The following is a 25,814-nucleotide window of genomic DNA, read 5'->3' on the forward strand; positions in this document are numbered from 1 at the left end:
CCTTTATCTTCCCCTCCGGCAAGTGGATGAGGGCCAGGTTTCAATCCCAGGTCCGCTATCCCTTCTTCACAAAACTCTCCAACACCTTCTTCGTCCCGGCTTTTTCGAAGTCGATGGTGAGCTTGTTGCCCTCGACCTGGATGACTTCGCCATAGCCGAATTTGAGGTGGAAGACGCGTTCGCCCAGGGCGTAGCCGCTGGACTGGTTGCCGAGGTCGACCGAGCGGGCGACGAGGTCGCCTTCGATGGTGAGAGGGCCTGAACCCTTGCGGCTGGCCTGGTTGGCGCGGGCGCGCTGCCAGCCGGGGGTTTCATAGACGCTTTCGAAGGGGTCGGCCTTGTTGAAGCGGCTGGAGGCGCCGCCGCCATAGCCATAGCCGCCGTAGGCCGAACCGCGATCGGTGACTTCGACCACGTCGGGCGGCAGCTCATCGATGAAGCGGGAGGGAATGGCGGATTGCCAGAGGCCGTGTATGCGGCGGTTCTGCGCGGCGGAAATGCGCACGCGCTTGCGCCCGCGGGTGATGCCGACATAGCCCAGGCGCCGCTCTTCTTCGAGACCGGCGCGGCCTGACTCGTCCATGGAGCGCTGGCTGGGGAAGGTGCCGTCTTCCCATCCAGGCAGGAAGACCGTGTCGAATTCCAGCCCCTTGGCGGAATGGAGGGTCATGATGGTGACGGCATCGCTGGAATCAGCGCTGTCACGGTCCATGACCAGGGAGATGTGTTCAAGGAAGCCGCCGAGGGACTCGAACTCTTCCATGGAGCGGCTGAGTTCCTTGAGGTTTTCCTTGCGGCCCTGGCTTTCGACGGATTTGTCGGCGGTCAGCATGTCCATGTAGCCGCTCTCTTCGAGGATATGCTCGACGAGCTGATAGGGCGGCAGGCTGTCGGCGCGCCAGGCCCAGTCATCGAACTGGCCGACAAGGGCACGCAGCGTGGTGCGCTGCTTGGGTTTGAGATCCTCGGTTTCGACCATCAGCCGAACGGCCTGCAGCAGCGGGATACGCTGATGGCGGGCGGTCTCCATCAGCATCTTGACGGTGGCATCGCCGAGTCCGCGCTTGGGAACGTTGATGATGCGTTCAAAGGCCAGATCGTCGGAAGGCTGCGCCACGAGGCGGAGATAGGCCAGGGCGTCGCGGATTTCCTTGCGCTCATAAAAGCGCGGGCCGCCGACGACGCGATAGTTGAGCCCGAGGGTGATGAAGCGTTCTTCGAATTCGCGCATCTGATAGGAGGCGCGGACCAGGATGGCCATGGAGTTCAGCGCATCGCCCTGGCGCTGAAATTGCTCGATTTCCTCGCCGATAGTGCGGGCTTCTTCCTCGCTGTCGTAGACCTGGGTGAAGGAGATCGCTTCGCCACCCTCGGCAATGTCGGTGAAGAGCGTCTTGCCCAGACGGCCTTCGTTATAGGCGATCAGGGTCGAGGCGGCTTTCAGGATGTTGGCGGTGGAGCGGTAATTGCGCTCGAGCTTGATGACCTTGGCGCCGGGAAAATCGGTCTCGAAGCGCAGGATGTTGTCCACCTCGGCGCCACGCCAGCCATAGATGGACTGGTCGTCGTCGCCCACGACGCAGATATTGGCTTCGGGCGCCGGCTTGCCCTGGGCCAGCAGGCGCAGCCAGAGATATTGGGCGGTGTTGCTGTCCTGATATTCGTCGACGAGCATATATTTGAAGCGGCGGTGATATTCGGCAAGGACTTCGGGGTTCTCGCGGAAGAGGCGAATGCATTCGAGCAGCAGGTCGCCAAAATCGGCGGCGTTGAGAGTCTTCAGGCGCGCCTGATAGTCGTAATAGAGCTTGCCGCCCTTGCCATTAGCAAAGAAGCCGCTATCGGCGGCGGGCACATCCTTGGGCAGGAGGCCACGGTTTTTCCAAGCGTCGAGCATGCCGGCGAACTGGCGGGCGGGCCAGCGCTTCTCGTCGATGTCTTCGGCGGCCAGCAATTGCTTGATCAGGCGGATCTGATCGTCGGTATCGAGAATGGTGAAGGTCGGTTTCAAATCCACCAGCTCGGCATGGCGCCGGAGGATGCGCGCTGAGATCGAGTGGAAGGTCCCCAGCCATGGCATGCCTTCGACAGAAGCACCGGCAAGGCTCGCAATGCGATCCTTCATTTCGCGGGCGGCCTTGTTGGTGAAGGTCACCGAGAGGATTTCGGACGGCCAGGCGAGACGCTGGCTCAGGATATGAGCGATGCGGGTGGTCAAAACGCGAGTCTTGCCCGTCCCGGCGCCGGCCAGCACCAGTAGCGGTCCCTCCGTCGTGAGCACGGCGTCGCGCTGCTCTGGGTTCAGACCAGCCAGATAGTTCGGCTCGCGCCGGTTCAACTGACTGGTAATAGGCCCGGCTTGCGGACGGGGCAGGGGTGCGGTGTCGGCCATGCGTACTCTGTTCCAAGGTCCGCGCTTTCAGGGGCGGGGGCGCGGCCAAGCCTTGACGAATCTCATTTTGTTCTGCTGGCCAATATAGGGATGGCGGCCGGGTCTGTATAGAAGTCCGGCCTGTCACGGCATCGTCATGCGAGTGTCATTGGTCTGTTTTCCACCGCGCCTAAGCGGGGTCCGCATCACCCGGGGGACCCAATCATGATTGCTCAAAAGCGTCTCGCTGCCCTGAGCGCAGCACTACTTCTTTCTACGGCTGGCGCGCAGGCCGCCGAATATTTCAACCGTATTGCCAGCTTTCCGGTCGCGCTGAACACGCCCGACGCCGAGGAAACCTCGTCTGAAATCATCACCGTCTCGGAAGACGGCATGACGCTGATCTATTCCGACAGCCCGGCGGGCGGCGTCGGCTTTATCGATATCACCGACCCGAAAATGCCAAAAGCGGCCGGTTTCGTGGCGCTGGACGGCGAACCGACCACAGTGGTGGTCGATGGCGGCAAGGTATTTGTGGGCGTCAACACGTCCGAGAGCTTTACCGAGCCTTCGGGCAATCTCTCGACCATTGATCTGGCCAGCCAGACTGTCGAGACCTTCTGTGACTTGGGCGGTCAGCCGGATTCGGTGGCGCGCAACGCCGATGGCTCGCTGATCGCTGTCGCCATCGAGAACGAACGTGACGAAGATCTCAATGACGGCGAGCTGCCACAGTTGCCGGCTGGGGCGCTGGCGCTGGTCAATGTGACGGATGGCACTGTCGATTGCGATAGTCTGAGGATTGTTGACCTGACCGGGCTGGCCGAAGTGGCCGGTGACGATCCGGAACCCGAATATGTGTCGATCAACAGCCTCAACGAAGTCGTCGTTTCGCTGCAGGAAAACAATCACTTCGTGATCGTTGACGGCAATTCGGGCGAGGTAACGGCGCACTTTTCCGCCGGTTCGGTGAACCTTGAGAACATTGACACCGAGGACAATGGCTCGCTCGATTTTACAGGCTCGCAGGCAGATCGCCTGCGTGAGCCCGATGCGGTCAAGTGGATCGACGACGAGCGCTTTGTGGTGGCCAATGAGGGCGACTACAATGGCGGTTCGCGCAGCTTCTCGATCTTCAACAAGACCGGCGACATGCTGTTCGACAGCGGCGCCTCGCTCGATCATCTGGCGGCCCAGTACGGCCATTATCCCGATGGGCGTTCGGACGCCAAGGGTGTGGAGCCCGAAGGCGTGGACGTGGCCAAGTTCGGCGATGACACCTATCTGATGATCGGCCTGGAGCGCGCTTCGCTGGTTGCCATCTACAAGGACACCGGCGCAGAGCCGGAATTCGTCCAGGCCATTCCATCGGGCGTTGGCCCGGAGGGCGCGGTGGCGATTCCCGAGCGCAACCTGCTGATCACCGCCAATGAGACCGATCTGGGTGCCGATGGCCTGGCGCGCAGCCATGTGATGATCTTCGAACTCGCGGAAGCCGATGCTCCGAGCTATCCGCACATCATGTCGGACCTCGACGCCGATGGCCGTCCGCTGGGATGGGTTGCCCTGTCGGGTCTGGTCGCCGATGCCGAAATGCCGGGCATGCTCTATGGCGTGTCGGACAGCTTTCTGGGGGCACAGCCGTCGATCTATACGATCGATGCTACTGCTCAGCCGGCCCGCATCACGGCCAAGACCGTGGTGACCCGCAATGGCCATCCGGCCCAGAAGCTTGACCTGGAGGGTATTACCCTCGATGGCGAAGGTGGCTTCTGGCTGGCTTCGGAAGGCCGCACTGACCGTCTGATCCCGCATGCGCTCTATCGCGTGGATGCTGACGGCGAAATCGCCGAGGAAGTACCGTTCCCGGCCGAACTGCTGGCCGAAGAAGTGCGTTTCGGTTCGGAAGGCGTCACCATGATCGGTGAAGGCGACGACGCCACGCTGTGGATCGCCATCCAGCGCGAGTGGAAGAACGACGCCAAGGGCACCGTCAAGCTCGTTTCCTACAACATCGCCAGCGGCGAGTGGGGTGCGGTGAACTATCCGCTCGAGGCTCCCCATGAGGGCGCCTGGGTTGGCCTTTCGGAAATCACCGCCCATGGCGACCTGGTCTATATCGTCGAGCGCGATAACCAGATTGGCGACAAGGCCCAGCTCAAGGCGCTCTACAGCGTGCCGGTTGCCGAACTGGTGCCGGGCGAACTGGGCGGCGAACTGCCGACCGTCACCAAGACGCTGGTACGTGACTTTATTCCCGACCTCACCTCCACTGGTGGCTATGTGCTGGACAAGGTCGAAGGCTTTGCCATCGACGCGGACGGCACTGGCTTCGTGGTCACCGACAATGACGGTGTGGACGACAGCTCCGGCGAGACCATGTTCTGGTCTATCGGCTCGCTTTGAAGCCAGCTTGAATGATCTTAAGGACGGCCGGGCATTTGTCCGGCCGTTTTCCTTTGCTCAAAAAGGGTCCAGGCGGCTTGCTTGTGCGCGGCAAGTGCCTACACTCACGCCAGTTTCAGCCGGGGCAGAACAGGCACAGTGCTCAATCGCATCTATATCGTGGTCGGCCTCTTTGCCATTGTGGTGCTGGCCGGCGCTTTCCTTGCGCCTCGCTTCATCCAATGGGGCGATTATCGCGATCGCATGGAGGTGCTGGCCAGCGACGTGCTGGGCGCGGACGTCTCTATCCGCGGCGATATATCGTTCTCGCTATTGCCCAGTCCAAGGCTGGCCTTCTCGGACGTTATCGTAGGCGATGCCGAAGCGCCGGCGGCCACGGTCGCTTCTGTCGAGGCGGAGTTCGTGCTGATGGACTTTTTGCGCGATATCTACAATGTCACCGCCCTCGCGCTCGATAGCCCTGTCGTGCATCTGACAGTGGACGAGAATGGGCTGTTCGGCAGCGGCGTGGATCTGAGTGGCGCTGGAAGCGGTGTGGCACTGGGCCATGCGCGCATCACCAATGGCAGCGTGCGGCTGGAGGATCTGCGGTCGGCCGAGACATTTGTTGCCAGCCGTATCGATGGCGATCTGCGCCTTTCCAGCTTTACAGGGCCGTTCCAGTTTCAGGGGCGCGCCGACTATGATGACACACGCTATGAGGTGCGGTTCAATTCTGGGGCCTCTGACACTGATGGCAATGCGCGGGTGTCCAGTTTTGTGAGCGAGGCGTTGGGCGGGTTTTCGCTGACGCTTGAGGGCATGCTCTCGACCGGTGCCGCGCCGCGCTTTGATGGGACGATGGCCTACCGCCAGGCGCCACCGGAAGCTGAGAGAGCGGACGATATCCGCGGCGACTTGCTGCTGGAAAGCGCGGTTACAGCCTCGACAGACCGGGTGGTACTTTCAGGCTATACGCTGCAGCCGGACGAAAATCGGGCTGGCATGCGGTTGACCGGCGCGGCCAGCGTGCAGTTGGGCATGCGGCGCAGCTTCGACGCGGTGGTATCTGGTGGAGTGTTCTCATTGCCCCCGCGCGATGCCACTGAAGTGGCCAGTGAGCTGCCTTACGAATTTGTGCGTATGCTGTCCGAATTACCGGCGCCCCCCATACCGCCCATGCCAGGGCGGCTTGGCGTGGATCTGGCCGAAGTTGGGCTACGTGGCTTTGCGCTACGCGAGTTGCGCATAGACGCGGCGACGGATGGCCGAAGCTGGACCATTGAGCAGGCCGTGGGCCGTCTGCCAGGTGAGACCGAATTGCGTCTGTCGGGCGAGGCCAGCAACGATGCGGGGGTTCTTGGTTTCCAAGGCAATCTCAGAGTTGCCGCCGCGCGGCTGGAAGCCCTGTCGCAATTGTGGAAACGTCCGGACGAAGACAGCCCCCTCTTCAACACGCCGGGAAGCCTAGAGGGCCGGCTCATGCTGGCCGGGGATGCATTCGGCCTGAGCCAAGGGCGACTGAGTGTCGACGGCAAATCCCATGAACTAGAAGTTCGGCTTGGCTTCAGGGCCGAGCCCAGGCTTGACCTGGTGCTGGGACTGGCCAATCTGGACGCCAGGGAATCCGCCGCCTTGCTGGCGCTTTTTCCTGATGCGGCCAATGACTCCAATTTCGCCATCAGCTTTCCCGATGGAAGCTTTTTTGTCTCCGCCCAGACGCTAGATGTGTGGGGATTGCCTGCCGTCGACCTGGTTGCCGAAGGGCAGTGGTCGCCCGGTGCGATGCGCTTTTCGAGGCTTTCGGCGTCAGACTGGGGCGGCGTCATGTGGAGCGCCGCATTGAGATTGTCCGGCAGTCTTAGCGAACCGCTCGTGTCCGGGTCAGGTCAGATCGGTGTTTCGGCCAGTGATGCGCCCGGACTGGAGGCCATCTACGAGGCGACCGGCGTGCCCTTTGGCTGGCAGGACCGGTTGGCCGGTGGCTGGCCGGCCGAGCTGCAGTTCGTGCTAACCGGTGCAGACCAGGCAGAGGGGCAGATCCTGACCCTCAGCGGTTCTTTTGCCGAAGCGGCAATCGATCTGCGCGCGGAAATGGCGGGGACCTTGTCTGAACTGGCCGAGCGTGAGCTGCGTCTGGTGGCGTCGTTGGAGGCCAATGACAGTCAAGATACGCTGTCACGGCTTGGTATGGGCGCGGTGCCGCTTTTTGCGGGTGAAGGCGGTCTGTTGGCGAGCCTGTTCTTTGAAGGCAGTGGCGCCGACGGTTTTGATGGGCGTATGGCGCTCAGCCAGAATGGGCAAAGCGTGAGCTATTTCGGTGGGTTGAGTGTATCCCGGAACGGTGAAATCGGCGGTGAGGGCACGGTTGAGGTTCTGCTGGATGAGGCGAGCGGACTTGCCGCGCTGATCGGGGCGAGGGGAGCAGTCCTGCCCGGTGTGGATGCGAGTGCGGCTATATCGTTTGAGGGATTGCGGCGCCTGACGCTGGACAATATTGCCGGCGTGACCGGGGATACCGGCTTCAGTGGCTTTCTTGAGATGCAAATGCTTGGGCAATTGCCCAGCTTCAGCGGACAGTTGAATATTGATGCTGTCGAGCTGGTCGGGTTGGCCGCGGCCCTCTTCGGGCGTGATGCGCTGATCGGCGGGGAAGAGGCGGTCTGGCCCGAGGGGCCGCTGGCCGCCAACGCCACGCCAAGGCCATCGCGCGGTGACATCACTGTATCGACGCAGGCCGTGCACCATGTCGGACGCAATCTGCTGGGCGACACCAGCTTCGATTTCTCCTGGAGCCCGGAAGCGGTCTCCATTGCCCGCCTGGTCGGTGCTGTGGGTGGCGGGTCGCTGCGGCTGTCACTGGAACAATGTTGCGCCGGGTCGCTGGCTGCACGAACGATATCGGGTCAGGCCACGTTGGACGGTGTTGTGCTGGACAGCATAGTCCCGGCCGCGGTTGGGCAGGGGCTGTCGGGCAATCTGTTTGCGGGCCTGCAGTTCGAAGGCACGGGCGAAAGCCTGGGCGAGACGGTGCGCAGCATGACCGGCGAAGGCAACTTCGCTTTCACCGAGTTTACGGCGAGCGGCCTGGCGCCCTCGGTTTTTCCGGCCATTGCCGGCTTCGAAGACGTATTAAACACCGAGGCAGACGCACTGGAGACGCTCATCGGGCTCGCTCTGTCGCAAGGTGACTTCGAGGCCGAGGAGGCGCGGGGGGCGTTCACCATTGCCGGCGGGGTCGCACGGGTGGCCAACCTCATTATCGAGGGCGCAGGCGGGCGGTTGGCGGGGAGCCTCAACCTCGTGCTCGATACGCTGAGGCTGGACGGCAGCTATGTGCTGACGCCCCGCAACTTTACTGACCCGAATGGACTGGTCGAGACGGACTCGGCCCGCATCATTGCGCGTGTTGCCGGGACCTTGCTGGCTCCCGTGATCACGGTCGATCTGAGCGAGATGGTCGCTGCGATCCAGGTTCGTGCCAATGAACTGGAAGTCGAGCGGCTGGAAACGCTGAGGCTGGAGGACGAGGCCCGGCAGCGCGCCGCGGCCGAGGAGCGCAATCGCCTTATCCAGGAGCAGCGCCGCCGCGCCGCTGAGGAAGCCGCATGGCAGGCAGCAGAAGAAGAGGCGCAGCGGCTTGAAGAAGAGCGGTTGCTGCTGGAGCAGGGTGGGGTTGAACAGCCGGTGGAAGAAGGGGAGGAGCCCGTTTCCGGTCCTCTGAACCTTGGCTTTCAGCCTGGAGTGAACCGACCCATCGGCAATAGCGTGAACGAGCCGATCCAGCTCATTCCGGGGCGGTAGCGGGCCGGTCGCGATACCAGGCCAGGACCGCCAGCCGCGCGGCAGACGATAGATTGGTGGTTTGCCGCGTCTCGTCTATATGCCGCATGAGCGCGGCCATGCTCAGTTGGCGCGCCGAAGCCATGTCTTCAAGGCCGTGCCAGAATTCAGGTTCCAGCGCGATGGAGGTGCGGTGGCCGGCAATGGAGAAGGAGCGCTTTTCCATGCCTGTTCCCTAGCATCAGGGCTTTTTGCGGAAGGCGTCGAGGCTGACCACTTTTTCGCCGCTGCTTTCTTCCGACCCGCCCGCTTCCGCGGCGGCCTCGGTTGCCGCATCGGCACCAGCCTCATCGGCCTCGCGCTCATCGGGGGCGGTAGCCGGATCGAATTGCAGGGCGAACTGCACGGAGGGATCAAAGAAGCTTTTTATAGCGGTGAAGGGAATGTGGAGCATTTCGGGCTGGCCGTTGAAGCTGAGGCCGACCTCAAAGGCGCTCTCGGTGACCTTGAGGTCCCAATACTGGTTCTGCAGCACGATGGTCATTTCCTTGTCGTACTGCTTGAGCAGTTCTTCGCTGATGCGCGTGCCGGGCGCACGCGTGGCAAAGGAAATGAAGAAGTGATGCTCGCCGGGCAGGCCTGTCCGGGACACTTCCGCCAAAACCTTGCGCACGACGCCGCGCAGGGCTTCCTGGGCGAGAATGTCGTATCGCATGTGGTCTTCGGCCATAGTGCCCTGATCTCCCGTTATGTCCGGATCGATTCCCGAACGGCCCATATCAGCCCTACGTTCCCATGAAATTCAAGAACAAAGGCGGCTGGGACTACAGGCAAAACGGATTTGAGTGCAGGCTTCTGTTGCCAGGTGCCTGCGAACCCCGCCTGACGCCCGGCTAAGGGCGGAGGACTTAAATTCCCAGTGCTAGCACCGCTTACGCGGCGAGAGCGACCGGAGCCTTATGGTTGTCATTGGCAACTATAAGTTTTAGCCCGATAACGGCGGTACAATGCCGAGCGAAAGCACACTCTTTACGCCCTCGTCGATCCTATTTCGTCCCCATTGGCTCCCCCGGAAGGGGAGATGGTGGAGACGCCGGGTACTGCCCCCGGGTCCGATGGGTTTATTACAATGACAGTTTATCGCCATAGCTCTTGCGAGCAGTTCTTATATAGGCGAGCCCCCACGCGGATGCAAACCCGGACCGGACAATTCAGGGCCGGTTAACAAGTCGTGATCATGCTGGCGGCCCTTTGGTGGGGTCTAAGCATGGTTGGAAACAGACAGAATGGGGTTCGCCGGTCCTTCCGCGGCCGGCGCAGCACCCGTCCGTTCGAGCTTGTGACGCTCTTGCTGGCTGCGCTGGTGGTGCTGGGGCTCAGCGGCGAAGTTCCGCGGTTCCTGGGTGAAAGCGGCCTTGCGTCCTGGATTCTGGACAGTCCGGGCAGGCAGGACATGGCAGAGACGCTAACCTATTCGCGAGAATTCGCAGTGTGTGGGGGTGGGACAAGAACCACCTGCGTTGTGGATGGCGACACATTCTGGCTGGACGGGGTCAAGATCCGCATTGCCGATATCAACACGCCGGAGGTATCGGCGCCGCAATGCACTGCGGAGGCAGCCTTGGGGCAAAGGGCAACCATGCGGCTTGCGGCTCTGCTCAATGACGGGCCGTTTGACATTGTCCGAAGCGGCAGGGACGAAGACCAGTACGGCCGGAAACTGCGCATTGTCGAGCGGGAAGGACGTTCGCTGGGGGCGCAATTGGTGGCCGAAGGGCTGGCCCATGAATGGGGTGGCCATCGGCAGAGCTGGTGCTGAACGGGCGCTGGACAAGCCAGTAGTCATAGGTTCTGTTCGGGCCGGGAGAACAAGACAATGGCGCTCGAGCCGATAGAAGGCAGGGATTGCGACGGCTGCACGGCCTGTTGCGCGTTTCCGCCGATCCATACCGAGACCCTGCAGAAGCCGGCCAACACGCTATGCCCGCATTGCGCGGAGGGGCGGGGCTGTACGGTCTACGAGGCACGGCCCGATGTGTGTCGCGGGTTCTTCTGCGGCTGGTTTTTCCTGGCTGAACTGGGCCCGGAGTGGCATCCGAACCAGAGCGGCGTCGTGCTGCGCTCCGAATCCTTTGACGAGAATGCGGTGACCTTGCTCATCCTGCGGCTGTCGCCCTTCCTGGTGTCGGAGGAATTCGCCGGCATGGTCGGCGGCTGGGTCGAGGAAGGCGTGGGCGTCGAATTCGAGCGGTTGGGGCCGCCGGGCCACTTGCCGGCCAAGATGCGGATGAACGAATTGCTGGCAGATGCTGTTGCGGCGCGTAACCTAAGGGAAATGCAGAAAATGTTCGCCTGGGCACTCGCCCATATCGACCAGACCCATGCCTGGGAACCTGACGGGACGGTGTTGCGCAGCGCGCTGGGCTGAGGTCAGCCGTTCCACTTCATTTTCATGTAGACGCCGCCAGCCTCCAATTCCTCCAGCATCTGATTGAGGCGCCTGCGTTTGGTTTCATCGCGTTTGGCCTGATTGATCCACATGAGGTAGTCGTTCCGTTGATAGGCGGGACGAGCATCATATCGGCTTCGCAGCCCGCGTTCTTCCAGGGCTGCGGCCACAAAATCGGGCATGGGCTGAATGGGACGGAAGAGCTTGTTGGGGATTGGCGAGCCTAGAATGTCGTGGTCCAGGTCGGTCTTGGGCCTGCCCATACTGGTTCTCCATCCGTTGGGTCTCGACCCATATTAGCAGTGGCTCGAGCATTCGCTGTCAGTTGAATTCTTCAAGCGATATCGAAGCGCCCGAATCGCGCTAGAATTTACCCATGCAGCCCTATCTTCAGCTTCTTTCCGACATCCTCGAAAACGGCACCGACAAATCGGACCGCACCGGCACCGGTACGCGGAGCCTTTTCGGCTACCAGATGCGCTTTGATCTTTCGAAGGGCTTCCCGCTGGTCACGACCAAGAAGCTGCATCTCAAGTCCATTATCTACGAACTGCTCTGGTTCATCCGCGGCGAGACCAATGTGCGCTGGTTACAGGAGCGTGGCGTTACCATCTGGGACGAGTGGGCCGACGAGAATGGTGATCTGGGGCCCGTCTACGGCTCGCAGTGGCGGAGCTGGCCAGCGCCCGATGGCCGCCATATTGACCAGTTGCAGAACGTGATCGACCAGATCAAGGCCAAGCCCGACAGCCGCCGCCATATTGTTTCGGCTTGGAACCCGGCTGAAGTCGACAATATGGCGCTGCCGCCGTGTCATGCCTTGTTTCAATTCTACGTCGCCAATGGCCGGCTGAGCTGTCAGCTTTACCAGCGGTCTGCCGACACATTCCTGGGGGTGCCGTTCAACATCGCCTCCTATGCGCTGCTGACGCATATGGTGGCGCAGGTGTGCGATCTCGGCGTAGGTGATTTCGTGCATACGCTGGGCGATGCGCATCTCTACAACAATCATTTCGAGCAGGCGCGCGAGCAGTTGAGCCGCGAGCCGCGACCCTTGCCAAGATTGATCATGAACCCGGATCGCAAGCGGATCGAGGATTTCGTCTTCGAAGACTTTTCCTTTGAGGGGTACGACCCGCATCCGCGCATTTCCGCACCTATCGCGGTATGAGCCGGTCGCTGGACGAGTTGACCGGGCTGGTGTCGAAGGTTTCCGATATCTATGCCTCGCGCAATGACATCGCCCGCGACGATGACTGGTATCTGCTGAAAGTGCAGGAAGAGCTGGGCGAACTGGCGGCCGAGTATCTCAGGCTGACGAGGCGTGGCCGGATGAAGGGCGCCGATCCCGAGACTGTCCGGCAGGCGCTGGAGGATGAGGCGGCCGACGTTCTCGCCATGTTGCTGCTTTTCGCGCAGAACAACGCCATCGATCTCGATGCGGCCCTGGAACGGAAGTGGTTCAAATATCTGGGGCGTTCGCCCGCGGTTTGACGATTTCCTGTCGGGCGAGGCGTGGTAATTATCCTGGTGTCAAATGCTGGGAGGGCGCGATGAGATCATTTGCTTTTGCCTTGGTGATGCTGGCCTGTGCTCCTGCGCTCGCCAACGACACGGCTGCCGTATTGACCACGGGCGGGTTGGAATTCGTTTCACATGGCGAGATCGCCATGCAGAGCGAGGAGTTGTTCATCTCCAGGGACGAGATTCGCGTGGTCTATACGTTCCGCAACGACAGCGACCAGGATCACGATCTGCTGGTGGCGTTCCCGATGCCGGATATTGTGCCTGACCATTGGTCGCCCGTCGCCTTTCCGACGGGTCCTGCGGACAATCTGTTCGAGTTTGCAACCACATTCAACGGGGAGCCGGTAGATTCGACGCTGCACGAATACGCCTATGCGGCCGGCGTGGATCGCACCAAGATCCTGCAGAAGCTGGGCATTCCGCTGGTGCCGATCCGGCAGGAGGCGATCGATGCGGTGGACGCGCTGGACGAGGAAACTACGGCAGAGCTGCTGCATCTGGGCATGGCGGTGCCGGATGAATTCGACGCGGGGGAGGGTTGGGAAACCCATCATTGGCCGAACTGGACCTATCGGGCCACCTATACCTGGGAGGCGACCTTTCCTGCAGGGGAAACAGTTACCGTAGAGCATCGCTACAAACCCAGCGTCGGCGGCACGACGGGCGTATCCTTCCTTTATGAGCCACTCGAGGACGGCTATGATCCGGGTGCCGAATATCTGCGGAAATACTGCACGGACGAGAGCTTCCTGGCCGCCGTGCGCAAAACCTTGAGCAACCCGGACGAGCCCTGGAGCGCGCCTTTCACGGAAACCTGGATTTCCTACATTCTGACGACCGGCGGCAACTGGGCCGGCGGCGGCATCGAGCGCTTCCGGCTGGTGGTCGACAAAGGCAGTACCGACAATCTGGTCTCGTTCTGCGGAGAGGGAGTCACCAAGATCGGGCCGACGACCTTCGAGATGGTCAAGGAAGATTTCTGGCCACGGGAGGAACTGAACGTACTCATACTGGAGCGATACGAGACGCAATGAGGGCTTTGCGTCCCGTCTTTGATACTGCGCGGGGTTGACCCGGAGGGGCACTATAAACGAGGTGAATGACCCGGACCGTCCTCGTTCAAGTCCGAGAACGACATCGCAACAGGAACTACGCCGTGCTCTCTGCCCTCACTATCCGCGCCGCGACGTCATCGGACGCTTCCCTCATTCTCGATTTCATACGTGCGTTGGCGATCTACGAAAAACTCGAGCACGAGGTGAAGGCGAGCGAGGCGGACATCGTGCGGGACCTCTTCGGGTCTGAGCCCAAAGTCTTCTGCGAAATCGCGGAATGGGAGGGCAAACCGGTCGGCTTTGCGCTCTGGTTCTATACCTATTCGACCTTTCAGGGCCGGCACGGCATCTGGCTGGAAGACCTTTTCGTCGATCCGGCCCTGCGCGGCAAAGGGATCGGGAAGGCCTTGCTGGTCCATCTGGCGCGGCGCTGCGTAGACGAAGGACTGGGACGGTTCGAGTGGTGGGTGCTGGACTGGAACGAGCCATCTATAGAATTCTACAAAAGCCAGGGGGGCGTGATGCAGGACGAGTGGACCAAAGTGCGCGTTGATGGGGAAGCGCTGGTCGCGTTGGCCGGCCAATGAGCGTTCTCATTTCGCTCATCGCTGCTGTCGCCCGCAACAATGTCATTGGTGCCGATCAATCCATTCCCTGGCGCATTCCGTCTGATTTTGCCTGGTTCAAGAAGACTACCATGGGCAAGCCCATGGTGATGGGCCGCAAGCAGTTCGAGACATTTTCCAAGCCACTGCCCGGGCGACCACATATTGTTGTGACGCGGCAGCATGACTATCAGCCCGACGGCGTCCTTGTGCGGAACAGCCTGCAAGAAGCGCTGGCAGCGGCCCGGCGTTTGGCCGAAGCCAGTGAATTGAATGAAATCATGGTGATTGGCGGTGGCGACATTTACGCGCAGGCGATGCCATTGGCCGACCGGCTCTATATCAGCCATGTCGATCTTGAGCCGGATGGCGATGTGCATTTTCCGCCAATTGATCTGGCTGAGTGGCGGGTAGTCGACGAGCCGGAAATGCCCCGATCCGAGCGCGACCCGGCTACCTATGCGATCAAAGTGTACGAACGCATTCACGGGAGCGCGCATTGATCGTGCGGGCGCCTTGCCTATATATGGCAGCAATGATTTCTCGAAGACACCGAAAGGAATGCGATGCCTTGGGAGAATAATGGTGGCGGAGGCGGCCGCAATAATGGCGGACCGTGGGGCCAGGCGCCGGGTGGGGGCGGCGGCGGTCCACGCCGTCCGAGCAACAATACTCCCAATCTCGAAGACATTCTGAACCGCGGACGCGCTCAGTTTGGCGGTGGATTGCCGGGCGGACGCTGGCTTTTGGTCGGCGGTGTGCTGGTATTGGGCGCTTTCTGGTTGCTCAACTCGGTCTATACCGTTGAAGAAGCAGAAGTCGGTGTTGAATTCCGTCTGGGTGCGCCCAAGCAGGAATTGTCCACTGCGGGTCTGCATTTCCACCTCTGGCCCATCGAAACGGTCGAGAAGGTCAACACGTCGCAGAACCAGACTTCCATCGGCACGGCGACGGGCTCAGGTTCGCGCGCCAATGCCGATGACGGGCTGATGCTTTCGGGCGACCAGAACATCGTCGATGTGCGCTTTGCAGTGCTTTGGTCAGTGGGCAATCCGGTCGATTATGTGATCAATGTCCGCGATCCGGAAGAAATGGTGCGCAACGCTGCCGAAAGCGCGATGCGCGAAATCGTGGGCCGCCGTCCGGCACAGGATATTTTCCGTGATGACCGCGCCGGTATCGCGATCGAAGTGCAGCAGATTACCCAAGACATTCTCGATTCCTATGGCATGGGTGTATCGGTGCAGCAGATCTCGATCGAGAACGCAGCTCCGCCTGCCGAAGTGGCCGACGCGTTTAACGAGGTGCAGCGCGCCGAGCAGGACGAAGATCGCCTGCAGGAAGAAGCCCGCTCCTACGCAAACACCCTGCTGGGTGACGCCCGCGGTCAGGCCGCAGCGCTGCGCGAAGAAGCGGCTGCTTACTCCAACCGCGTGGTGCAGGAAGCAACCGGTGAAGCTGAGCGTTTCAACGCGGTGTATGCCGAATATGTCAACGCACCTGAAGTGACTCGCAAGCGTCTGTTCCTGGAAACCATGGAACAGGTTCTGGGTGCCTCGGAGAAGGTTCTGGTCGAGAACGGTGCCGGCGGCTCAGGCGTTGTGCCTTACCTGCCGTTGCCTGAACTGCGCTCCCGCGCCAACGCAAACACCGGTTCGGGGGAGTAAGCCATGAGCAATCGTCTCTTCATCATTGGCGGCGTCCTGGTGGCGGCCCTTTATGTGCTGTTCTCTTCGATCTATGTGGTCAACGAGCGTGAACAGGCCATCGTGCTGCGCTTCGGCCAGATCACCGATGTCCGCACCGAGCCGGGTCTGTACTTCAAGATCCCGACCGACATCGTAGATAGCGTACAGATCATTGAAGATCGTCTGCTGCGTCAGGATATCGCCGACATGACCGTGCAGGTCTCGGGTGGCGCGTTCTACGAGGTGGACGCTTTCCTGACCTACAAGATCGTGGATCCGGTGCTGTTCCGCCAGCGGGCTCTCGGTCAGTTGTCGGTCGCCCAGGATCGTATCGCCACGCGTTTCGATGCTGCTCTGCGTCAGGTCTATGGTCTGCGTGAGTTCAATGCGGCTCTGTCCGAGCAGCGTCCGCAGATGATGACCGAAGCGCGCGATCTGATGCGGCCCGAAATGGCTGCACTGGGCATCGAGATCGTCGATGTGCGCATCCTGCGCACGGATCTTGCGGATGAAGTGTCCGAACGGACCTATGAGCGCATGCGTGCCGAACGTCTGGCTGAGGCCGCGCTGCTGCGTGCCCGCGGTCAGGAACAGGCTCAGAGCCTGCGCGCCATTGCCGAACGTCAGGCGGTGGAAATCGTCGCTGCAGCGACACGCGATGCTGAAATCATCCGCGGTACCGGCGATGCGGAACGGAACCGCATCTTTGCCTCGGCCTATGGGCAGGACGCGGAATTCTTCGAGTTCTATCGCTCGATGGAATCCTACCGGACGGCGCTGGCCAATACCGGCACCACCATGGTCCTCTCGCCTGATAGCGCCTTCTTCCGCTACTTCGGTTCGGACGGCGAAATCCCTGCGGCCAGCACAAGTTTTGCAACGCCGCTGCCGCAGCGATCGGCGCCTCAGACCCCCAGCACCAGCTCGGATGAGCCGGCACTGGATGGCCTGGGCATCGAAGAAACCGTGGCTCCGACCATGACGCTGGACGATGGTTCTGAACTGCAGCCAACAGTGGGCACGGAGGCTCCGCCTCCGGCCGAAGAGACGGCGCCGGCTTCGAACCAGTAAGTCTTATGGCAGACAGAAAAGGCCCGCGCAGGAAACTGCGCGGGCCTTTGCTATTGAATTTATCAAGCTAGCGAACGAATTCGTCGTCGTAATAGCCCTGCAGGTAGAGCAGGGCGGTGAGGTCGCCATGGTCGATGCGGATGCCGGCCGCTTCGGCAACCGCTGGCTTGGCGTGCAGCGCCACGCCAAAACCGGCCACCCCGATCATGTCGAGGTCGTTGGCGCCATCGCCGACCGCCATGGTGCGAGCAAGGTCGAGACTGTGTTCGCCGGCCAGAGCCAGCAGGCGCTCGCGCTTGGTGTTCTTGTCGACAATGGGCTTGGCAACCGTTCCAGTGAGGCTGTCGCCATCGAATTCGAGCACATTGGCGATGGCTTCGTCGAAGCCGATGCGCTTGGCGAAATAGTCGGCAAAGAAGGTGAAGCCGCCGGAAACTAGCGAGGTATAGGCGCCATAGGCCTTCATGGTCTGCACCAGGGCACGGCCGCCGGGAGCAAGGGTGATGGCCTCGCGGCGCACTTCTTCGATGGCCTTGCGTTCCAACCCCTTGAGCAGGGCGACGCGGGTATCGAGGGCCTGGGCGAAGTCGAGTTCGCCGCGCATGGCGCGGTCGGTGATTTCCGCCACTTGCGATTTCAACCCGAGGGCGGCGGCCAGTTCGTCGATGCACTCCTGCTCGATCATGGTGGAATCCATGTCAGCGATCAGGAGAAGCTTGCGGCGGCCTTCACTGGGCACCAGATTGGCATCGATGGCCTTGGTGCCGATGATGTCGCGGGCGATCGCCAGTGCGTCAGGCGCAGAGGGTTCGAGAATGTCGCAGGCCACGCCGTGGTTTAGCCAGTTGAGTTCTCCGCCGGTTTGCGCCACTACAGCCTGTGCCAGCGCTGCGCTCAACTCAGGATCGGCGGGATTGGCGATGAGGGAAAGAACCGGCATGGCGGGCATAACTTTCGGGAGAGTGCGGTGACGAGCCAAAGGCGCGCAGTGCTGATAGCGGGTCCGACTGCCAGCGGCAAGTCGGCGCTGGCGCTCGAGCGCGCGCAGGCCAATGGCGGCGTCATCATCAATGCCGATGCCATGCAGGTCTATGACACGCTGCGGATCGTGACGGCGCGGCCGAGTGTCGAGGACGAGGCCCTGGCCGAGCATTGTCTTTATGGGGCGGTGCCGGCGGCCGAGCGGTTCTCGACAGGGCAGTGGGTGCGGGCGGCGCAAGCGGTTCTAGGAGACGTTGACCCGACGCGCGAATTGATTTTTGTCGGTGGGACGGGGCTTTACTTCGAAGCGCTGACAAATGGATTCGCCGATGTACCGGAGATTTCGCCGGAGTTGACGCTTGAAGTTCAACAAGAGATTCAAGCGTTGGGTGAGCCAGAGCGGATGGCCCTGCTGGAGGCCGAGGACCCGGCGACAGCGCAGCGTCTCAAGGTGGCCGATCCACAGCGGGTGACGCGGGCCATTGCGGTGAAACGCGCAACGGGGCGGGCACTGTCGAGTTTTCAGGACGATCAGCAGCCGGGCCTGCTGGAAGGGTGGCTGGTCGAACGCATGGTTCTTTCACCGGACCGCGATGTGCTGCGCGAGCGCATCGCGCTGCGTTTTGAAACCATGTTCGCAAGCGGGGCGGTGGAGGAGGTGGAGGCATTGCTGTCGATGCACCTCGATCCATCGCTGCCGGTGATGAAGGCCATCGGCGTGCGGGAGATCTCAGACTGGCTCGACGGAGTTCATAGCCGCGACGAGGCTATTACCCTGGCAACCATCGCCACCCATCAATATGCCAAGCGCCAGCGCACATGGTTTCGCAACCGCATGGGTGATTGGCCGCGCTTCGGGCTTGAAGGTGCGGCTCTCTAGGCGTTGATGTTGCGCAATAATCCCAGACGTTCGCGGAGCGCGAAGCGGCCGACCAGCAACACGGCGACGAAGGCGAGGCCGGCGGCGAGGCCGAGCCAGATGCCGACGCCGCGCATATCGAGCACATGGCCCAAAAGCCAGGCGACGGGGAGACCGACGAACCAATAGCCGAAAATAGCCATGACCATTGGCACCTTGGTATCGCTAAGGCCGCGCAGGGCATGGGCGGCAACCACCTGAGCGCCGTCGACCAGTTGGAACAATCCGGCGATGGCGAGATAGGTGGCGGCGAAGACCACGGCGTTCTGATTTTGCGGCAGAGAGGGGTCCAGGAAGAGCGAAACAATGGCCTGGCCATACAAGATGAACGTGAGGGCCGAAACTGCCATGAAGCCGGTACCGAGCAGGAAGCTCATCCAGCCGGCCTTGCGGATGCCCTCAGGGTCCCTGCGGCCGTAGGCTATGCCAACGCGCACGGTAGCGGCGATGCCGAGGCCGAGCGGTACCATGAAGGCTAGCGAGGCGCATTGCAGCGCCACGGCGTGGGCGGCCAGTTCATCGGTTCCCAGCCGGCCCATCAGGATCGCTGCTGCTGCGAACAGGCCGACTTCGGCCAGCACGGTCAGGCCGATGGGGGTGCCGATGCGGAAGATTTCCCGAAAACGCGGCCAGTCCGGCTTCCAGAACCGAATCAGAATGTTGAAGCGCTTGAGACGGCGGTGTCGCAGCACATAGGTCAGCATGGCGCCGAGCATGAAGAGATTGGTGAGGACCGTCGCGATGGCCGCGCCGCGCAGTTCCAGGCGTGGAAGGCCGAAATTGCCGAACATCAACAGGTAGTTGGTGATGGCATTGACGATCACACCGCCCACCGTGATAACGAGGATGATGCGCGTTGCGTCGAAGGTCGAGAGGAACGAGCGGAGTACGATGACGCCCATGGCGGGGGCGAGCATGAAAATGGCGATCTGGATATATTCTTCGGCGCGCGACGCCAGGACCGGGTCCTGGCCGAGCCAGACATAGATCGTCCTGATCTGCAGCATGATCGGTGCCAGAATGGCAGTGAGCAGGATCGCCGCCCAGAACCCTTGGCGGACAACACGCCGGATCGCCTTGATATCGCGGCGGCCGCGCGCCTGAGCGGTCAATGGCGCGACGGCGCTGACAACACCCACCCCGAACAGGAAAAGGGGCATGAGGAAGCTGTTGGCCAAGGTGCCGGCGGCCAGCGCCTCGGGCCCAAGCCAACCCATCATCAACACATCAGTGGCCTGCAGGGCGTTCTGGGCAACCTGGGCAATGACCAGCGGCCAGGCCAGGAGGAAGGTGGCGCGCAGTTCTGCGCCCCAGCCGCTTTTGGCGACAGGGATTTGCGGCGCTGCAGGACTGGCCGCGGCGTTCTCACTCATTGTCAGGTCTCTCACTCGCAGCTCATGCTGTAATCCAATCCGATCCGGCGCGAAAGCGGGACAGGAGACCGTGGAGCGAATGGTGAAGCTGGTACCAAGACATTTTCTGCTTGTGGCCGGGCTGATGGGCGCTCTTGGCGTGGCTGCAGCCGCGGCGGCGTCGCATGTTGACAGCCGCAATCTGGGGGCCCTTTCAACGATGTTCCTGGCCCATGCACCGGTGCTGGTGGCGCTGGGGCTGTTCGGGCAGGGACGCGTTTTGTTGGGTGCCGGACTGGTGCTCGGTGCGGGGACGATCGTATTTGGCGCTGATCTGGCGCTGCGCGAGTATGTGGGGCAGGGGCTGTTCAGCGGTGCAGCGCCACTCGGCGCCGGCTTGATGCTGCTGGGATGGCTAAGCATCGCGGTCGCGGGTCTGGCGGGCCAACGGAAGGCTTGAATTAACAAAGATTAAAACTGCCGCGGAACCATTCACAGAGACGTGCATTCATTCGTGCGAGCATTTCGTTGGAGGAATACATGCACAAGATCCTGATCATTGCCGCGACTGTCCTTTCCCTGGCCGCCTGCACCACCACCCAGCAGGGTGCGACCGTAGGTGCAATTGGCGGTGGTATCGTCGGCGCGACCGCAACCGGTGGCAATGTTGTCGGCACGGCCGTAGGCGCGGGCATCGGTGCTGTCGCCGGCGCTGCAGCAGGCGAAGTTCTTGGCTATTACGGTACTAGCCGCGACCGCTGCGTCTACGAGCGCCCGAATGGTACTCGCTATATCGACACTTGCCCGCGCGGATAGCGCGTAGCACAGCCAAGCCGCAGCGCCCCCTGCGGCCAAGCGCCCCCAGGCGCCAGACACCCGGTTGCCCCCGACCGGGTGTTCTTTTGCGCCTAGCAGATTATATAATGAACGTGCCTGGTGGACTTGAAAAAGTCACAGCAAACAGAGATAATTAGAACATACGTGTTACTTGTCTTGCGCTATCTGAACGACCGGCTTGCCGGAAACTTGGCTACCTCCTGATCTCGTGAACCGTAAGTCCGGAAAAGTTGCACACTCCCGGACAAACCCTTCCGCCGCACACTGCGGCACAACAGACCTAGAGGACCAAGACATGGCCGCCATCACCGGGACCGTGAAATTCTTCAACACCACCAAGGGCTACGGCTTCATCTCGCCCGACAACGGCGAAAAGGACGCATTCGTCCACATTTCCGCCGTGCAACGTTCGGGCCTGCAGGGCCTGTACGAAGGCGACAAGGTGAGCTTCGAGCTGCAGACCGGCCGCGACGGCAAGGTCTCGGCCACCGAGCTGACCCTGCTGAGCTAAGCTGCAGCAGTCCATAGCTGACCGACGAACTTCACTGATTTCCAGGAAACGGTGAAGAACGCGGAGTTGAAGGGCCCTCCGGGGCCCTTTTGCTTGCAATCGTGTGCAAAATCTGTCGGGCTTGGGTCAACGCCGACTCGAACCAGTGTTGCCTTCCCCCTATGCGTGAACTACTCAAACATTGGAGCCCAAAAGTCGAAACGGCGGCGAACCCGCGGCAGTCCGGTGCCATCCCCTATTCGATCGTAGAGGGGCGCATGGCGTTCCTGCTGATCACCTCGCGGCGCAGCGGAAAATGGATATTTCCAAAGGGTGCCGTCGAGCCAGGCATGACCCCGTGGGAAAGCGCGGCCATCGAAGCTCATGAGGAGGCCGGCGTGGCCGGCGAAGTCTCGAGCGAGCTGGTCGGCTCGTACCGGACCGGCGCGAGCGGGGACAATGTGGGCTTGGTGGATGTCGAGCTCTATCCGCTGTTGGTGACAGAGCAGTTTGACGCGTACAAGGAAGCGGGGCAGCGTATGCGCCATTGGACGACGCTGACCGAGGCGCGTCGCCTATTGGCCGACCCCGCGCTGGGCCGGCTCGCGGTAGCCCTGCACAACCGGCTGTTATCGAGCTAACCGATCAGCAGGCTCAATCCGAAGTAGAGAACCGCCGATACCGCTGCCGAGGCGGGCACGGTGATGACCCAAGCCGCGGCGATTGAATAGAAATGCTGGCGGCGTACCAACATACGCGTCTCCGCACGCCGGGCATTGGCCAGAGCTTCCTGGGGCGTTGCATTGAGCTGGGTGGGATCCACGAAACGGGCATTAATCGGCACCGCGTTGTCTTTCATGTCGCGCCGGGAAATATATTCGCGCAGGAACCCTACGCCGAACACCGCGCCAACCGCGATATGGGTGGAGGACACCGGCATGCCCAGCGCCGAGGCAACCAGTACGGTGACGGCTGCCGAGAGGGCGGCGCAAAACGCGCGGATCTCATTGAGCTTAGTGATCTGCTCGCCCACGGTTCGGATCAGGCGTGGTCCAAACAGGGCCAGACCCAGGGAGATGCCGATGGCGCCAATGGCCAGGACCCAGAACGGCAAAGAGATGCCGGCAACCTCGCCGTGGCCGGTCTGGATGGCGGTGACGATGGCAGCGAATGGGCCAATGGCATTGGCTACGTCGTTGGCGCCGTGCGCGAAGGACAAGAGCGCCGCTGAGACGATCAGGGGCAGACGGAACAGCGCCGCGACATGCTTCTTGCGGTTCTCCATGTGGCGCGACTGGTGACGCACCCAAGGCATGGCAGCGAACCAGCCTAGCGCACCGAAAGCAATACCCAGAGGGATTGTGATACCCCATCCCGGTTTCCAGATGCGGCTCAGGCCCTTGGTTGCGAGATACATGGCGAAAATGCCCGTCATCACCGCCACGAAGATGGGCACCCAGACGCGGGCCGAGGTGATCTTGTCGAGGCGGGTGGTTATCGTCACGCGGATGATCACGAGAAACAGTGCGGCGATCATGCCGCCCATCACCGGGGATATGACCCAGCTTGCGGCAATGGCGCCAATGGTTGGCCAGTTGACGATGGCAAAGCCGGCCGAGGCTATGCCCGAGCCGACAACGCCACCGACGACCGCATGGGTCGTGGAGACAGGGGCGCCCACAAAGGTGGCTAGGTTCACCCAGAGCGCGGAGGCGAGCAATGCGGCCATCATCACAAGGATGAAAGTGCGGTTCTCCATTTCGGGTGAAATCAGAAGGTCGCGCGCCACCGTGTTGACGACATCGCCGCCCGCCAGAAGCGCACCTGCGGCCTCAAAAATACCGGCGATGATTAGAGCGCCCACCATGGTGAGTGCGCGTGACCCGACGGCAGGTCCCATATTGTTGGCGACATCGTTTGCGCCGACATTGAGCGCCATGTAGCCGGCGATGAGGGCGGCGATGACCACGACATAGGTGCCCGGGCCCTGACCCACGGCGAAAGCTGCCCAGACCCCCACAAGCAGGAGAAATACCAGGGCAGTGCCTGGAGCGGCCAGTGAGCGGCTGAGGTGATGGGTGGCGGTTTCCAGGCCTGAGAACCGCTGCAGATCCTTGTCGAGCGCGCTTTTTTTGCTCATGTCACCGAACTGTCATATTGCAAATTGTCCTCGCCTTAACATCTCGTCTGCGTGCTGCCAGCCCCCATTCGCGCGGGCTTATACCGTGTGCACGAGAATTCGACCCGCAAAGGCGCAATGGATGCATGGCGACTTGACTTGGGCATGACAGTGCTTTTAACAATGCGGCGTCTAGAATTTTCGGAGCGGTCCAGTGCGGGCACTCATTCTCGTAGTACGCAGGCGCATCGGCAACGTGGGGTAGAACCCCGCGCGAAAGCTGGTGCGCCGAACACAGGTCCCGAATGGGGCCTTTTTTATTGCCTTTTTTCCTCAAGCGCGGAAACACAGGCGGCAGGTGAGATAAAGGCCCCGCTGGAAGGGGCGAAAAGAGTTAGGAAGGGCTGAGCAATGGCCGAGAAGATGACCGGCGCGGAAATGGTGATCCAGGCGCTGACCGATCAGGGAGTCGAGCATATTTTCGGGTATCCCGGCGGTGCAGCCCTGCCGATCTACGACGCCATGTTCCAGCAGGATTTCGTCAAGCACATCCTGGTGCGGCATGAACAGGGTGCGACCCATATGGCGGAGGGCTACGCCCGTTCCACCGGCAAGCCGGGCGTGGTTCTGGTCACCTCCGGCCCCGGCGCGACCAATGCGGTCACCGGCCTCACCGATGCGCTGCTCGATTCCATCCCGCTCGTCTGCATCACCGCCCAGGTGCCGACCACGCTGATTGGCACCGACGCTTTCCAGGAGTGCGACACGGTCGGCATTACCCGCTCCTGCACCAAGCACAACTATCTGGTCAAATCGGTCGCCGATCTGCCGCGTATCCTGCATGAGGCTTTCCTCATTGCGACCACGGGGCGTCCGGGTCCGGTCGTCATCGATATTCCCAAGGATGTGCAGTTCGCGGTCGGCGAATATTTCAAGCCCGAGGCAGACACGCTGCGTCACCAATCCTATCGCCCGCAAATGGATGGTGACCTGGACGCTATCGAGGCTGCCGTTGAACTGATGCTGAAGGCTGAACGGCCGATCTTCTACACCGGCGGCGGCGTCATCAATGCCGGTCCGGAAGCTTCGGAGAATCTGCGCGAGCTGGCCGAATTGACCGGCTTTCCCGTGACCTCGACCCTGATGGGTCTGGGGGCGTTCCCGGCCTCAAACCCGCAGTGGATGGGCATGCTGGGCATGCACGGCACCTACGAAGCGAACATGGCGATGCATGATTGCGACGTGATGATCAATATCGGCGCCCGGTTCGATGACCGCATTACCGGCCGCATTGATGCCTTCTCGCCCAACAGCACCAAGATCCATGTCGATATAGATCCCGCTTCGATCAACAAGGTCGTGCAGGTGCATGTTCCCATTGTTGGCGATTGCAATCGCGTGCTCGAAGAAATGATCCGCATCTGGCGCAGCCGGACCAATGCACCGCGCACCGAGGCCATTGCGCCGTGGTGGACGCAGATTCAGCAGTGGCGCGACGTCGGCTCGCTCAATTTCAAGAACTCCGACACGGTCATCAAGCCGCAATGGGCCATTCAGAGGCTATATGAGGCGACCAAGAAGCAGTCCAAGGACGTCTATATCACGACCGAGGTTGGCCAGCACCAGATGTGGGCGGCGCAGCACTTCCACTTCGACAAGCCGAACCACTGGATGACCTCGGGTGGCCTGGGGACCATGGGTTACGGCTTGCCGGCGGCTGTCGGCGTGCAGGTGGCCCACCCAGATGCGCTGGTGATCGACATTGCCGGTGAAGCCTCGGTGCAGATGACCATGCAGGAGATGTCGACAGCGGTGCAGTATCGCCTGCCGGTCAAGATCTTCATTCTCAACAATGAGCGCATGGGCATGGTCCGGCAGTGGCAGGACCTGTTGCACGGCTCGCGCTATGCGCATTCCTATTCGGAATCGCTGCCCGATTTCGTCAAGCTCGCTGAAGCCTATGGGGCCAAGGGCATCAAGTGCGACACGCCGGCCGAGCTCGATGCGGCGATTGCCGAAATGCTCGACTATGACGGGCCGGTGCTGTTCGACGTGCTGGTGGAAAAGGACGAAAATTGCCTGCCCATGATCCCTTCGGGCAAGCCGCACAACGAAATCATCCTGCCCGATACGGCCAATATCGGCGACATCATCGACGAGAAGGGACGGCAGCTGGTTTAGG

General features: G+C 61.5%; 24 protein-coding genes and 1 other RNA gene. 17 read left to right on the forward strand and 8 right to left on the reverse strand.

Going from position 1 to position 25,814, the window contains the following annotated elements; genetic code table 11:
* Positions 1-55: 55 nt before the first annotated feature.
* Positions 56-2,392 (reverse strand): ATP-dependent helicase, encoded by a 2,337-nt coding sequence (locus ACE4RL_RS09220; protein ID WP_375600198.1) that lies wholly within the window; start codon positions 2,390-2,392, stop codon positions 56-58.
* Between the two features lie 204 nt (positions 2,393-2,596).
* Between ACE4RL_RS09220 and ACE4RL_RS09225 the strand changes: the two genes are divergently transcribed.
* Positions 2,597-4,777 carry an esterase-like activity of phytase family protein gene (locus ACE4RL_RS09225; RefSeq protein WP_375596909.1) on the forward strand — a complete coding sequence of 727 codons (2,181 nt, stop codon included), beginning with the start codon at positions 2,597-2,599 and terminating at the stop codon, positions 4,775-4,777.
* A gap of 138 nt (positions 4,778-4,915) precedes the next feature.
* The gene (locus ACE4RL_RS09230) at positions 4,916-8,560 is read left to right on the forward strand and encodes an AsmA-like C-terminal region-containing protein (RefSeq protein ID WP_375596910.1); all 3,645 of its coding nucleotides are present in this window, start codon (positions 4,916-4,918) and stop codon (positions 8,558-8,560) included.
* Here ACE4RL_RS09230 and ACE4RL_RS09235 read toward each other — a convergent pair.
* The 3 genes from ACE4RL_RS09235 to ssrA all read right to left on the reverse strand — a co-directional run bounded on the left by ACE4RL_RS09235 (position 8,544) and on the right by ssrA (position 9,738).
* Positions 8,544-8,765, reverse strand: a complete 222-nt coding sequence (locus tag ACE4RL_RS09235) for a ribbon-helix-helix domain-containing protein (RefSeq protein WP_375596911.1) — start codon at positions 8,763-8,765, stop codon at positions 8,544-8,546. The genes ACE4RL_RS09230 and ACE4RL_RS09235 overlap by 17 nt on opposite strands.
* 15 nt (positions 8,766-8,780) lie before the next feature.
* A complete protein-coding gene (locus ACE4RL_RS09240; RefSeq protein ID WP_375596912.1) occupies positions 8,781-9,269 on the reverse strand; it encodes an SspB family protein in 489 nt (162 codons plus the stop codon).
* Positions 9,270-9,383: 114 nt separating this feature from the next.
* Positions 9,384-9,738: a transfer-messenger RNA gene (gene ssrA, locus ACE4RL_RS09245) on the reverse strand.
* Between the two features lie 68 nt (positions 9,739-9,806).
* On the opposite strand from ssrA, the gene ACE4RL_RS09250 reads away from it, so the two are divergent.
* Both ACE4RL_RS09250 and ACE4RL_RS09255 read left to right on the forward strand, forming a co-directional pair.
* Positions 9,807-10,358: a thermonuclease family protein gene (locus tag ACE4RL_RS09250; protein ID WP_375596913.1), complete on the forward strand. Its 552-nt coding sequence runs from the start codon at positions 9,807-9,809 to the stop codon at positions 10,356-10,358.
* Positions 10,359-10,415: 57 nt separating this feature from the next.
* Positions 10,416-10,967 (forward strand): YkgJ family cysteine cluster protein, encoded by a 552-nt coding sequence (locus ACE4RL_RS09255; RefSeq protein ID WP_375596914.1) that lies wholly within the window; start codon positions 10,416-10,418, stop codon positions 10,965-10,967.
* A 2-nt stretch (positions 10,968-10,969) separates the two neighbouring features.
* Here ACE4RL_RS09255 and ACE4RL_RS09260 read toward each other — a convergent pair whose 3' ends face one another.
* Positions 10,970-11,251, reverse strand: a complete 282-nt coding sequence (locus ACE4RL_RS09260; RefSeq protein ID WP_375596915.1) for a YdeI/OmpD-associated family protein — start codon at positions 11,249-11,251, stop codon at positions 10,970-10,972.
* Positions 11,252-11,364: 113 nt separating this feature from the next.
* Here ACE4RL_RS09260 and ACE4RL_RS09265 point away from each other — a divergent pair, with 113 nt between their 5' ends.
* The 7 genes from ACE4RL_RS09265 to hflC all read left to right on the forward strand — a co-directional run bounded on the left by ACE4RL_RS09265 (position 11,365) and on the right by hflC (position 16,934).
* On the forward strand, positions 11,365-12,159 hold the full coding sequence (locus ACE4RL_RS09265; protein ID WP_375596916.1) for a thymidylate synthase: 795 nt from the start codon (positions 11,365-11,367) through the stop codon (positions 12,157-12,159).
* Positions 12,156-12,482 (forward strand): MazG nucleotide pyrophosphohydrolase domain-containing protein, encoded by a 327-nt coding sequence (locus ACE4RL_RS09270; RefSeq protein ID WP_375596917.1) that lies wholly within the window; start codon positions 12,156-12,158, stop codon positions 12,480-12,482. The genes ACE4RL_RS09265 and ACE4RL_RS09270 overlap by 4 nt, the downstream gene beginning before the upstream one ends.
* 59 nt (positions 12,483-12,541) lie before the next feature.
* Positions 12,542-13,549 carry a DUF4424 domain-containing protein gene (locus tag ACE4RL_RS09275; RefSeq protein ID WP_375596918.1) on the forward strand — a complete coding sequence of 336 codons (1,008 nt, stop codon included), beginning with the start codon at positions 12,542-12,544 and terminating at the stop codon, positions 13,547-13,549.
* Between the two features lie 65 nt (positions 13,550-13,614).
* A complete protein-coding gene (locus ACE4RL_RS09280) occupies positions 13,615-14,157 on the forward strand; it encodes a GNAT family N-acetyltransferase (RefSeq protein WP_375596919.1) in 543 nt (180 codons plus the stop codon).
* Positions 14,154-14,678, forward strand: a complete 525-nt coding sequence (locus ACE4RL_RS09285; protein ID WP_375596920.1) for a dihydrofolate reductase — start codon at positions 14,154-14,156, stop codon at positions 14,676-14,678. Before ACE4RL_RS09280 ends, ACE4RL_RS09285 begins: the two co-directional genes overlap by 4 nt.
* Before the next feature lie 63 nt (positions 14,679-14,741).
* Entirely contained in the window at positions 14,742-15,842 is a 1,101-nt protein-coding gene (gene hflK, locus ACE4RL_RS09290) for an FtsH protease activity modulator HflK (protein WP_375596921.1), read from the forward strand.
* 3 nt (positions 15,843-15,845) lie between these two features.
* Positions 15,846-16,934 (forward strand): protease modulator HflC, encoded by a 1,089-nt coding sequence (hflC, locus tag ACE4RL_RS09295; protein WP_375596922.1) that lies wholly within the window; start codon positions 15,846-15,848, stop codon positions 16,932-16,934.
* A 67-nt stretch (positions 16,935-17,001) separates the two neighbouring features.
* Here the strand turns inward: hflC and serB are convergent, their stop codons facing one another.
* The gene (gene serB / locus ACE4RL_RS09300; protein WP_375596923.1) at positions 17,002-17,874 is read right to left on the reverse strand and encodes a phosphoserine phosphatase SerB; all 873 of its coding nucleotides are present in this window, start codon (positions 17,872-17,874) and stop codon (positions 17,002-17,004) included.
* A 27-nt stretch (positions 17,875-17,901) separates the two neighbouring features.
* Here serB and miaA point away from each other — a divergent pair, with 27 nt between their 5' ends.
* Positions 17,902-18,795 carry a tRNA (adenosine(37)-N6)-dimethylallyltransferase MiaA gene (gene miaA / locus ACE4RL_RS09305; protein ID WP_375596924.1) on the forward strand — a complete coding sequence of 298 codons (894 nt, stop codon included), beginning with the start codon at positions 17,902-17,904 and terminating at the stop codon, positions 18,793-18,795.
* Here the strand turns inward: miaA and ACE4RL_RS09310 are convergent.
* Complete coding sequence (locus tag ACE4RL_RS09310) at positions 18,792-20,207, reverse strand: MATE family efflux transporter (protein WP_375596925.1); 1,416 nt, start codon at positions 20,205-20,207, stop codon at positions 18,792-18,794. The two genes, miaA and ACE4RL_RS09310, sit on opposite strands and share 4 nt — an antisense overlap.
* 79 nt (positions 20,208-20,286) lie before the next feature.
* On the opposite strand from ACE4RL_RS09310, the gene ACE4RL_RS09315 reads away from it, so the two are divergent.
* The 4 genes from ACE4RL_RS09315 (at position 20,287) to ACE4RL_RS09330 (ending at position 22,154) form a co-directional block, all read left to right on the forward strand.
* The gene (locus ACE4RL_RS09315; RefSeq protein WP_375596926.1) at positions 20,287-20,646 is read left to right on the forward strand and encodes a DUF423 domain-containing protein; all 360 of its coding nucleotides are present in this window, start codon (positions 20,287-20,289) and stop codon (positions 20,644-20,646) included.
* An 80-nt stretch (positions 20,647-20,726) separates the two neighbouring features.
* The gene (locus ACE4RL_RS09320) at positions 20,727-21,002 is read left to right on the forward strand and encodes a hypothetical protein (protein WP_375596927.1); all 276 of its coding nucleotides are present in this window, start codon (positions 20,727-20,729) and stop codon (positions 21,000-21,002) included.
* A gap of 316 nt (positions 21,003-21,318) precedes the next feature.
* Entirely contained in the window at positions 21,319-21,534 is a 216-nt protein-coding gene (locus ACE4RL_RS09325; protein WP_035087182.1) for a cold-shock protein, read from the forward strand.
* A 161-nt stretch (positions 21,535-21,695) separates the two neighbouring features.
* Positions 21,696-22,154 (forward strand): NUDIX hydrolase, encoded by a 459-nt coding sequence (locus ACE4RL_RS09330; protein ID WP_375596928.1) that lies wholly within the window; start codon positions 21,696-21,698, stop codon positions 22,152-22,154.
* Here the strand turns inward: ACE4RL_RS09330 and ACE4RL_RS09335 are convergent.
* Positions 22,151-23,653 (reverse strand): inorganic phosphate transporter, encoded by a 1,503-nt coding sequence (locus tag ACE4RL_RS09335; RefSeq protein ID WP_375596929.1) that lies wholly within the window; start codon positions 23,651-23,653, stop codon positions 22,151-22,153. The genes ACE4RL_RS09330 and ACE4RL_RS09335 overlap by 4 nt on opposite strands.
* Before the next feature lie 390 nt (positions 23,654-24,043).
* On the opposite strand from ACE4RL_RS09335, the gene ACE4RL_RS09340 reads away from it, so the two are divergent.
* Complete coding sequence (locus tag ACE4RL_RS09340) at positions 24,044-25,813, forward strand: acetolactate synthase 3 large subunit (RefSeq protein WP_375596930.1); 1,770 nt, start codon at positions 24,044-24,046, stop codon at positions 25,811-25,813.
* Position 25,814: the final 1 nt, after the last annotated feature.

Source organism: Devosia polycyclovorans, assembly GCF_042181575.1.
Taxonomy (GTDB): Bacteria; Pseudomonadota; Alphaproteobacteria; order Rhizobiales; family Devosiaceae; genus Devosia; species Devosia polycyclovorans.

Excerpts from the sequence above, each read along its gene's own strand:
- ACE4RL_RS09220 (WP_375600198.1), bottom strand. The coding sequence starts at position 2,392 with ATGGCCGACACCGCACCCCTGCCCCGTCCGCAAGCCGGGCCTATTACC.
- ACE4RL_RS09225 (WP_375596909.1), top strand. The coding sequence starts at position 2,597 with ATGATTGCTCAAAAGCGTCTCGCTGCCCTGAGCGCAGCACTACTTCTT.
- ACE4RL_RS09235 (WP_375596911.1), bottom strand. The coding sequence starts at position 8,765 with ATGGAAAAGCGCTCCTTCTCCATTGCCGGCCACCGCACCTCCATCGCG.
- ACE4RL_RS09240 (WP_375596912.1), bottom strand. The coding sequence starts at position 9,269 with ATGGCCGAAGACCACATGCGATACGACATTCTCGCCCAGGAAGCCCTG.
- ACE4RL_RS09250 (WP_375596913.1), top strand. The coding sequence starts at position 9,807 with ATGGTTGGAAACAGACAGAATGGGGTTCGCCGGTCCTTCCGCGGCCGG.
- ACE4RL_RS09255 (WP_375596914.1), top strand. The coding sequence starts at position 10,416 with ATGGCGCTCGAGCCGATAGAAGGCAGGGATTGCGACGGCTGCACGGCC.
- ACE4RL_RS09260 (WP_375596915.1), bottom strand. The coding sequence starts at position 11,251 with ATGGGCAGGCCCAAGACCGACCTGGACCACGACATTCTAGGCTCGCCA.
- ACE4RL_RS09265 (WP_375596916.1), top strand. The coding sequence starts at position 11,365 with ATGCAGCCCTATCTTCAGCTTCTTTCCGACATCCTCGAAAACGGCACC.
- ACE4RL_RS09270 (WP_375596917.1), top strand. The coding sequence starts at position 12,156 with ATGAGCCGGTCGCTGGACGAGTTGACCGGGCTGGTGTCGAAGGTTTCC.
- ACE4RL_RS09275 (WP_375596918.1), top strand. The coding sequence starts at position 12,542 with ATGAGATCATTTGCTTTTGCCTTGGTGATGCTGGCCTGTGCTCCTGCG.
- ACE4RL_RS09280 (WP_375596919.1), top strand. The coding sequence starts at position 13,615 with ATGACCCGGACCGTCCTCGTTCAAGTCCGAGAACGACATCGCAACAGG.
- ACE4RL_RS09285 (WP_375596920.1), top strand. The coding sequence starts at position 14,154 with ATGAGCGTTCTCATTTCGCTCATCGCTGCTGTCGCCCGCAACAATGTC.
- hflK (WP_375596921.1), top strand. The coding sequence starts at position 14,742 with ATGCCTTGGGAGAATAATGGTGGCGGAGGCGGCCGCAATAATGGCGGA.
- hflC (WP_375596922.1), top strand. The coding sequence starts at position 15,846 with ATGAGCAATCGTCTCTTCATCATTGGCGGCGTCCTGGTGGCGGCCCTT.
- serB (WP_375596923.1), bottom strand. The coding sequence starts at position 17,874 with ATGCCGGTTCTTTCCCTCATCGCCAATCCCGCCGATCCTGAGTTGAGC.
- ACE4RL_RS09310 (WP_375596925.1), bottom strand. The coding sequence starts at position 20,207 with ATGAGTGAGAACGCCGCGGCCAGTCCTGCAGCGCCGCAAATCCCTGTC.
- ACE4RL_RS09315 (WP_375596926.1), top strand. The coding sequence starts at position 20,287 with ATGGTGAAGCTGGTACCAAGACATTTTCTGCTTGTGGCCGGGCTGATG.
- ACE4RL_RS09320 (WP_375596927.1), top strand. The coding sequence starts at position 20,727 with ATGCACAAGATCCTGATCATTGCCGCGACTGTCCTTTCCCTGGCCGCC.
- ACE4RL_RS09325 (WP_035087182.1), top strand. The coding sequence starts at position 21,319 with ATGGCCGCCATCACCGGGACCGTGAAATTCTTCAACACCACCAAGGGC.
- ACE4RL_RS09330 (WP_375596928.1), top strand. The coding sequence starts at position 21,696 with ATGCGTGAACTACTCAAACATTGGAGCCCAAAAGTCGAAACGGCGGCG.
- ACE4RL_RS09335 (WP_375596929.1), bottom strand. The coding sequence starts at position 23,653 with ATGAGCAAAAAAAGCGCGCTCGACAAGGATCTGCAGCGGTTCTCAGGC.
- ACE4RL_RS09340 (WP_375596930.1), top strand. The coding sequence starts at position 24,044 with ATGGCCGAGAAGATGACCGGCGCGGAAATGGTGATCCAGGCGCTGACC.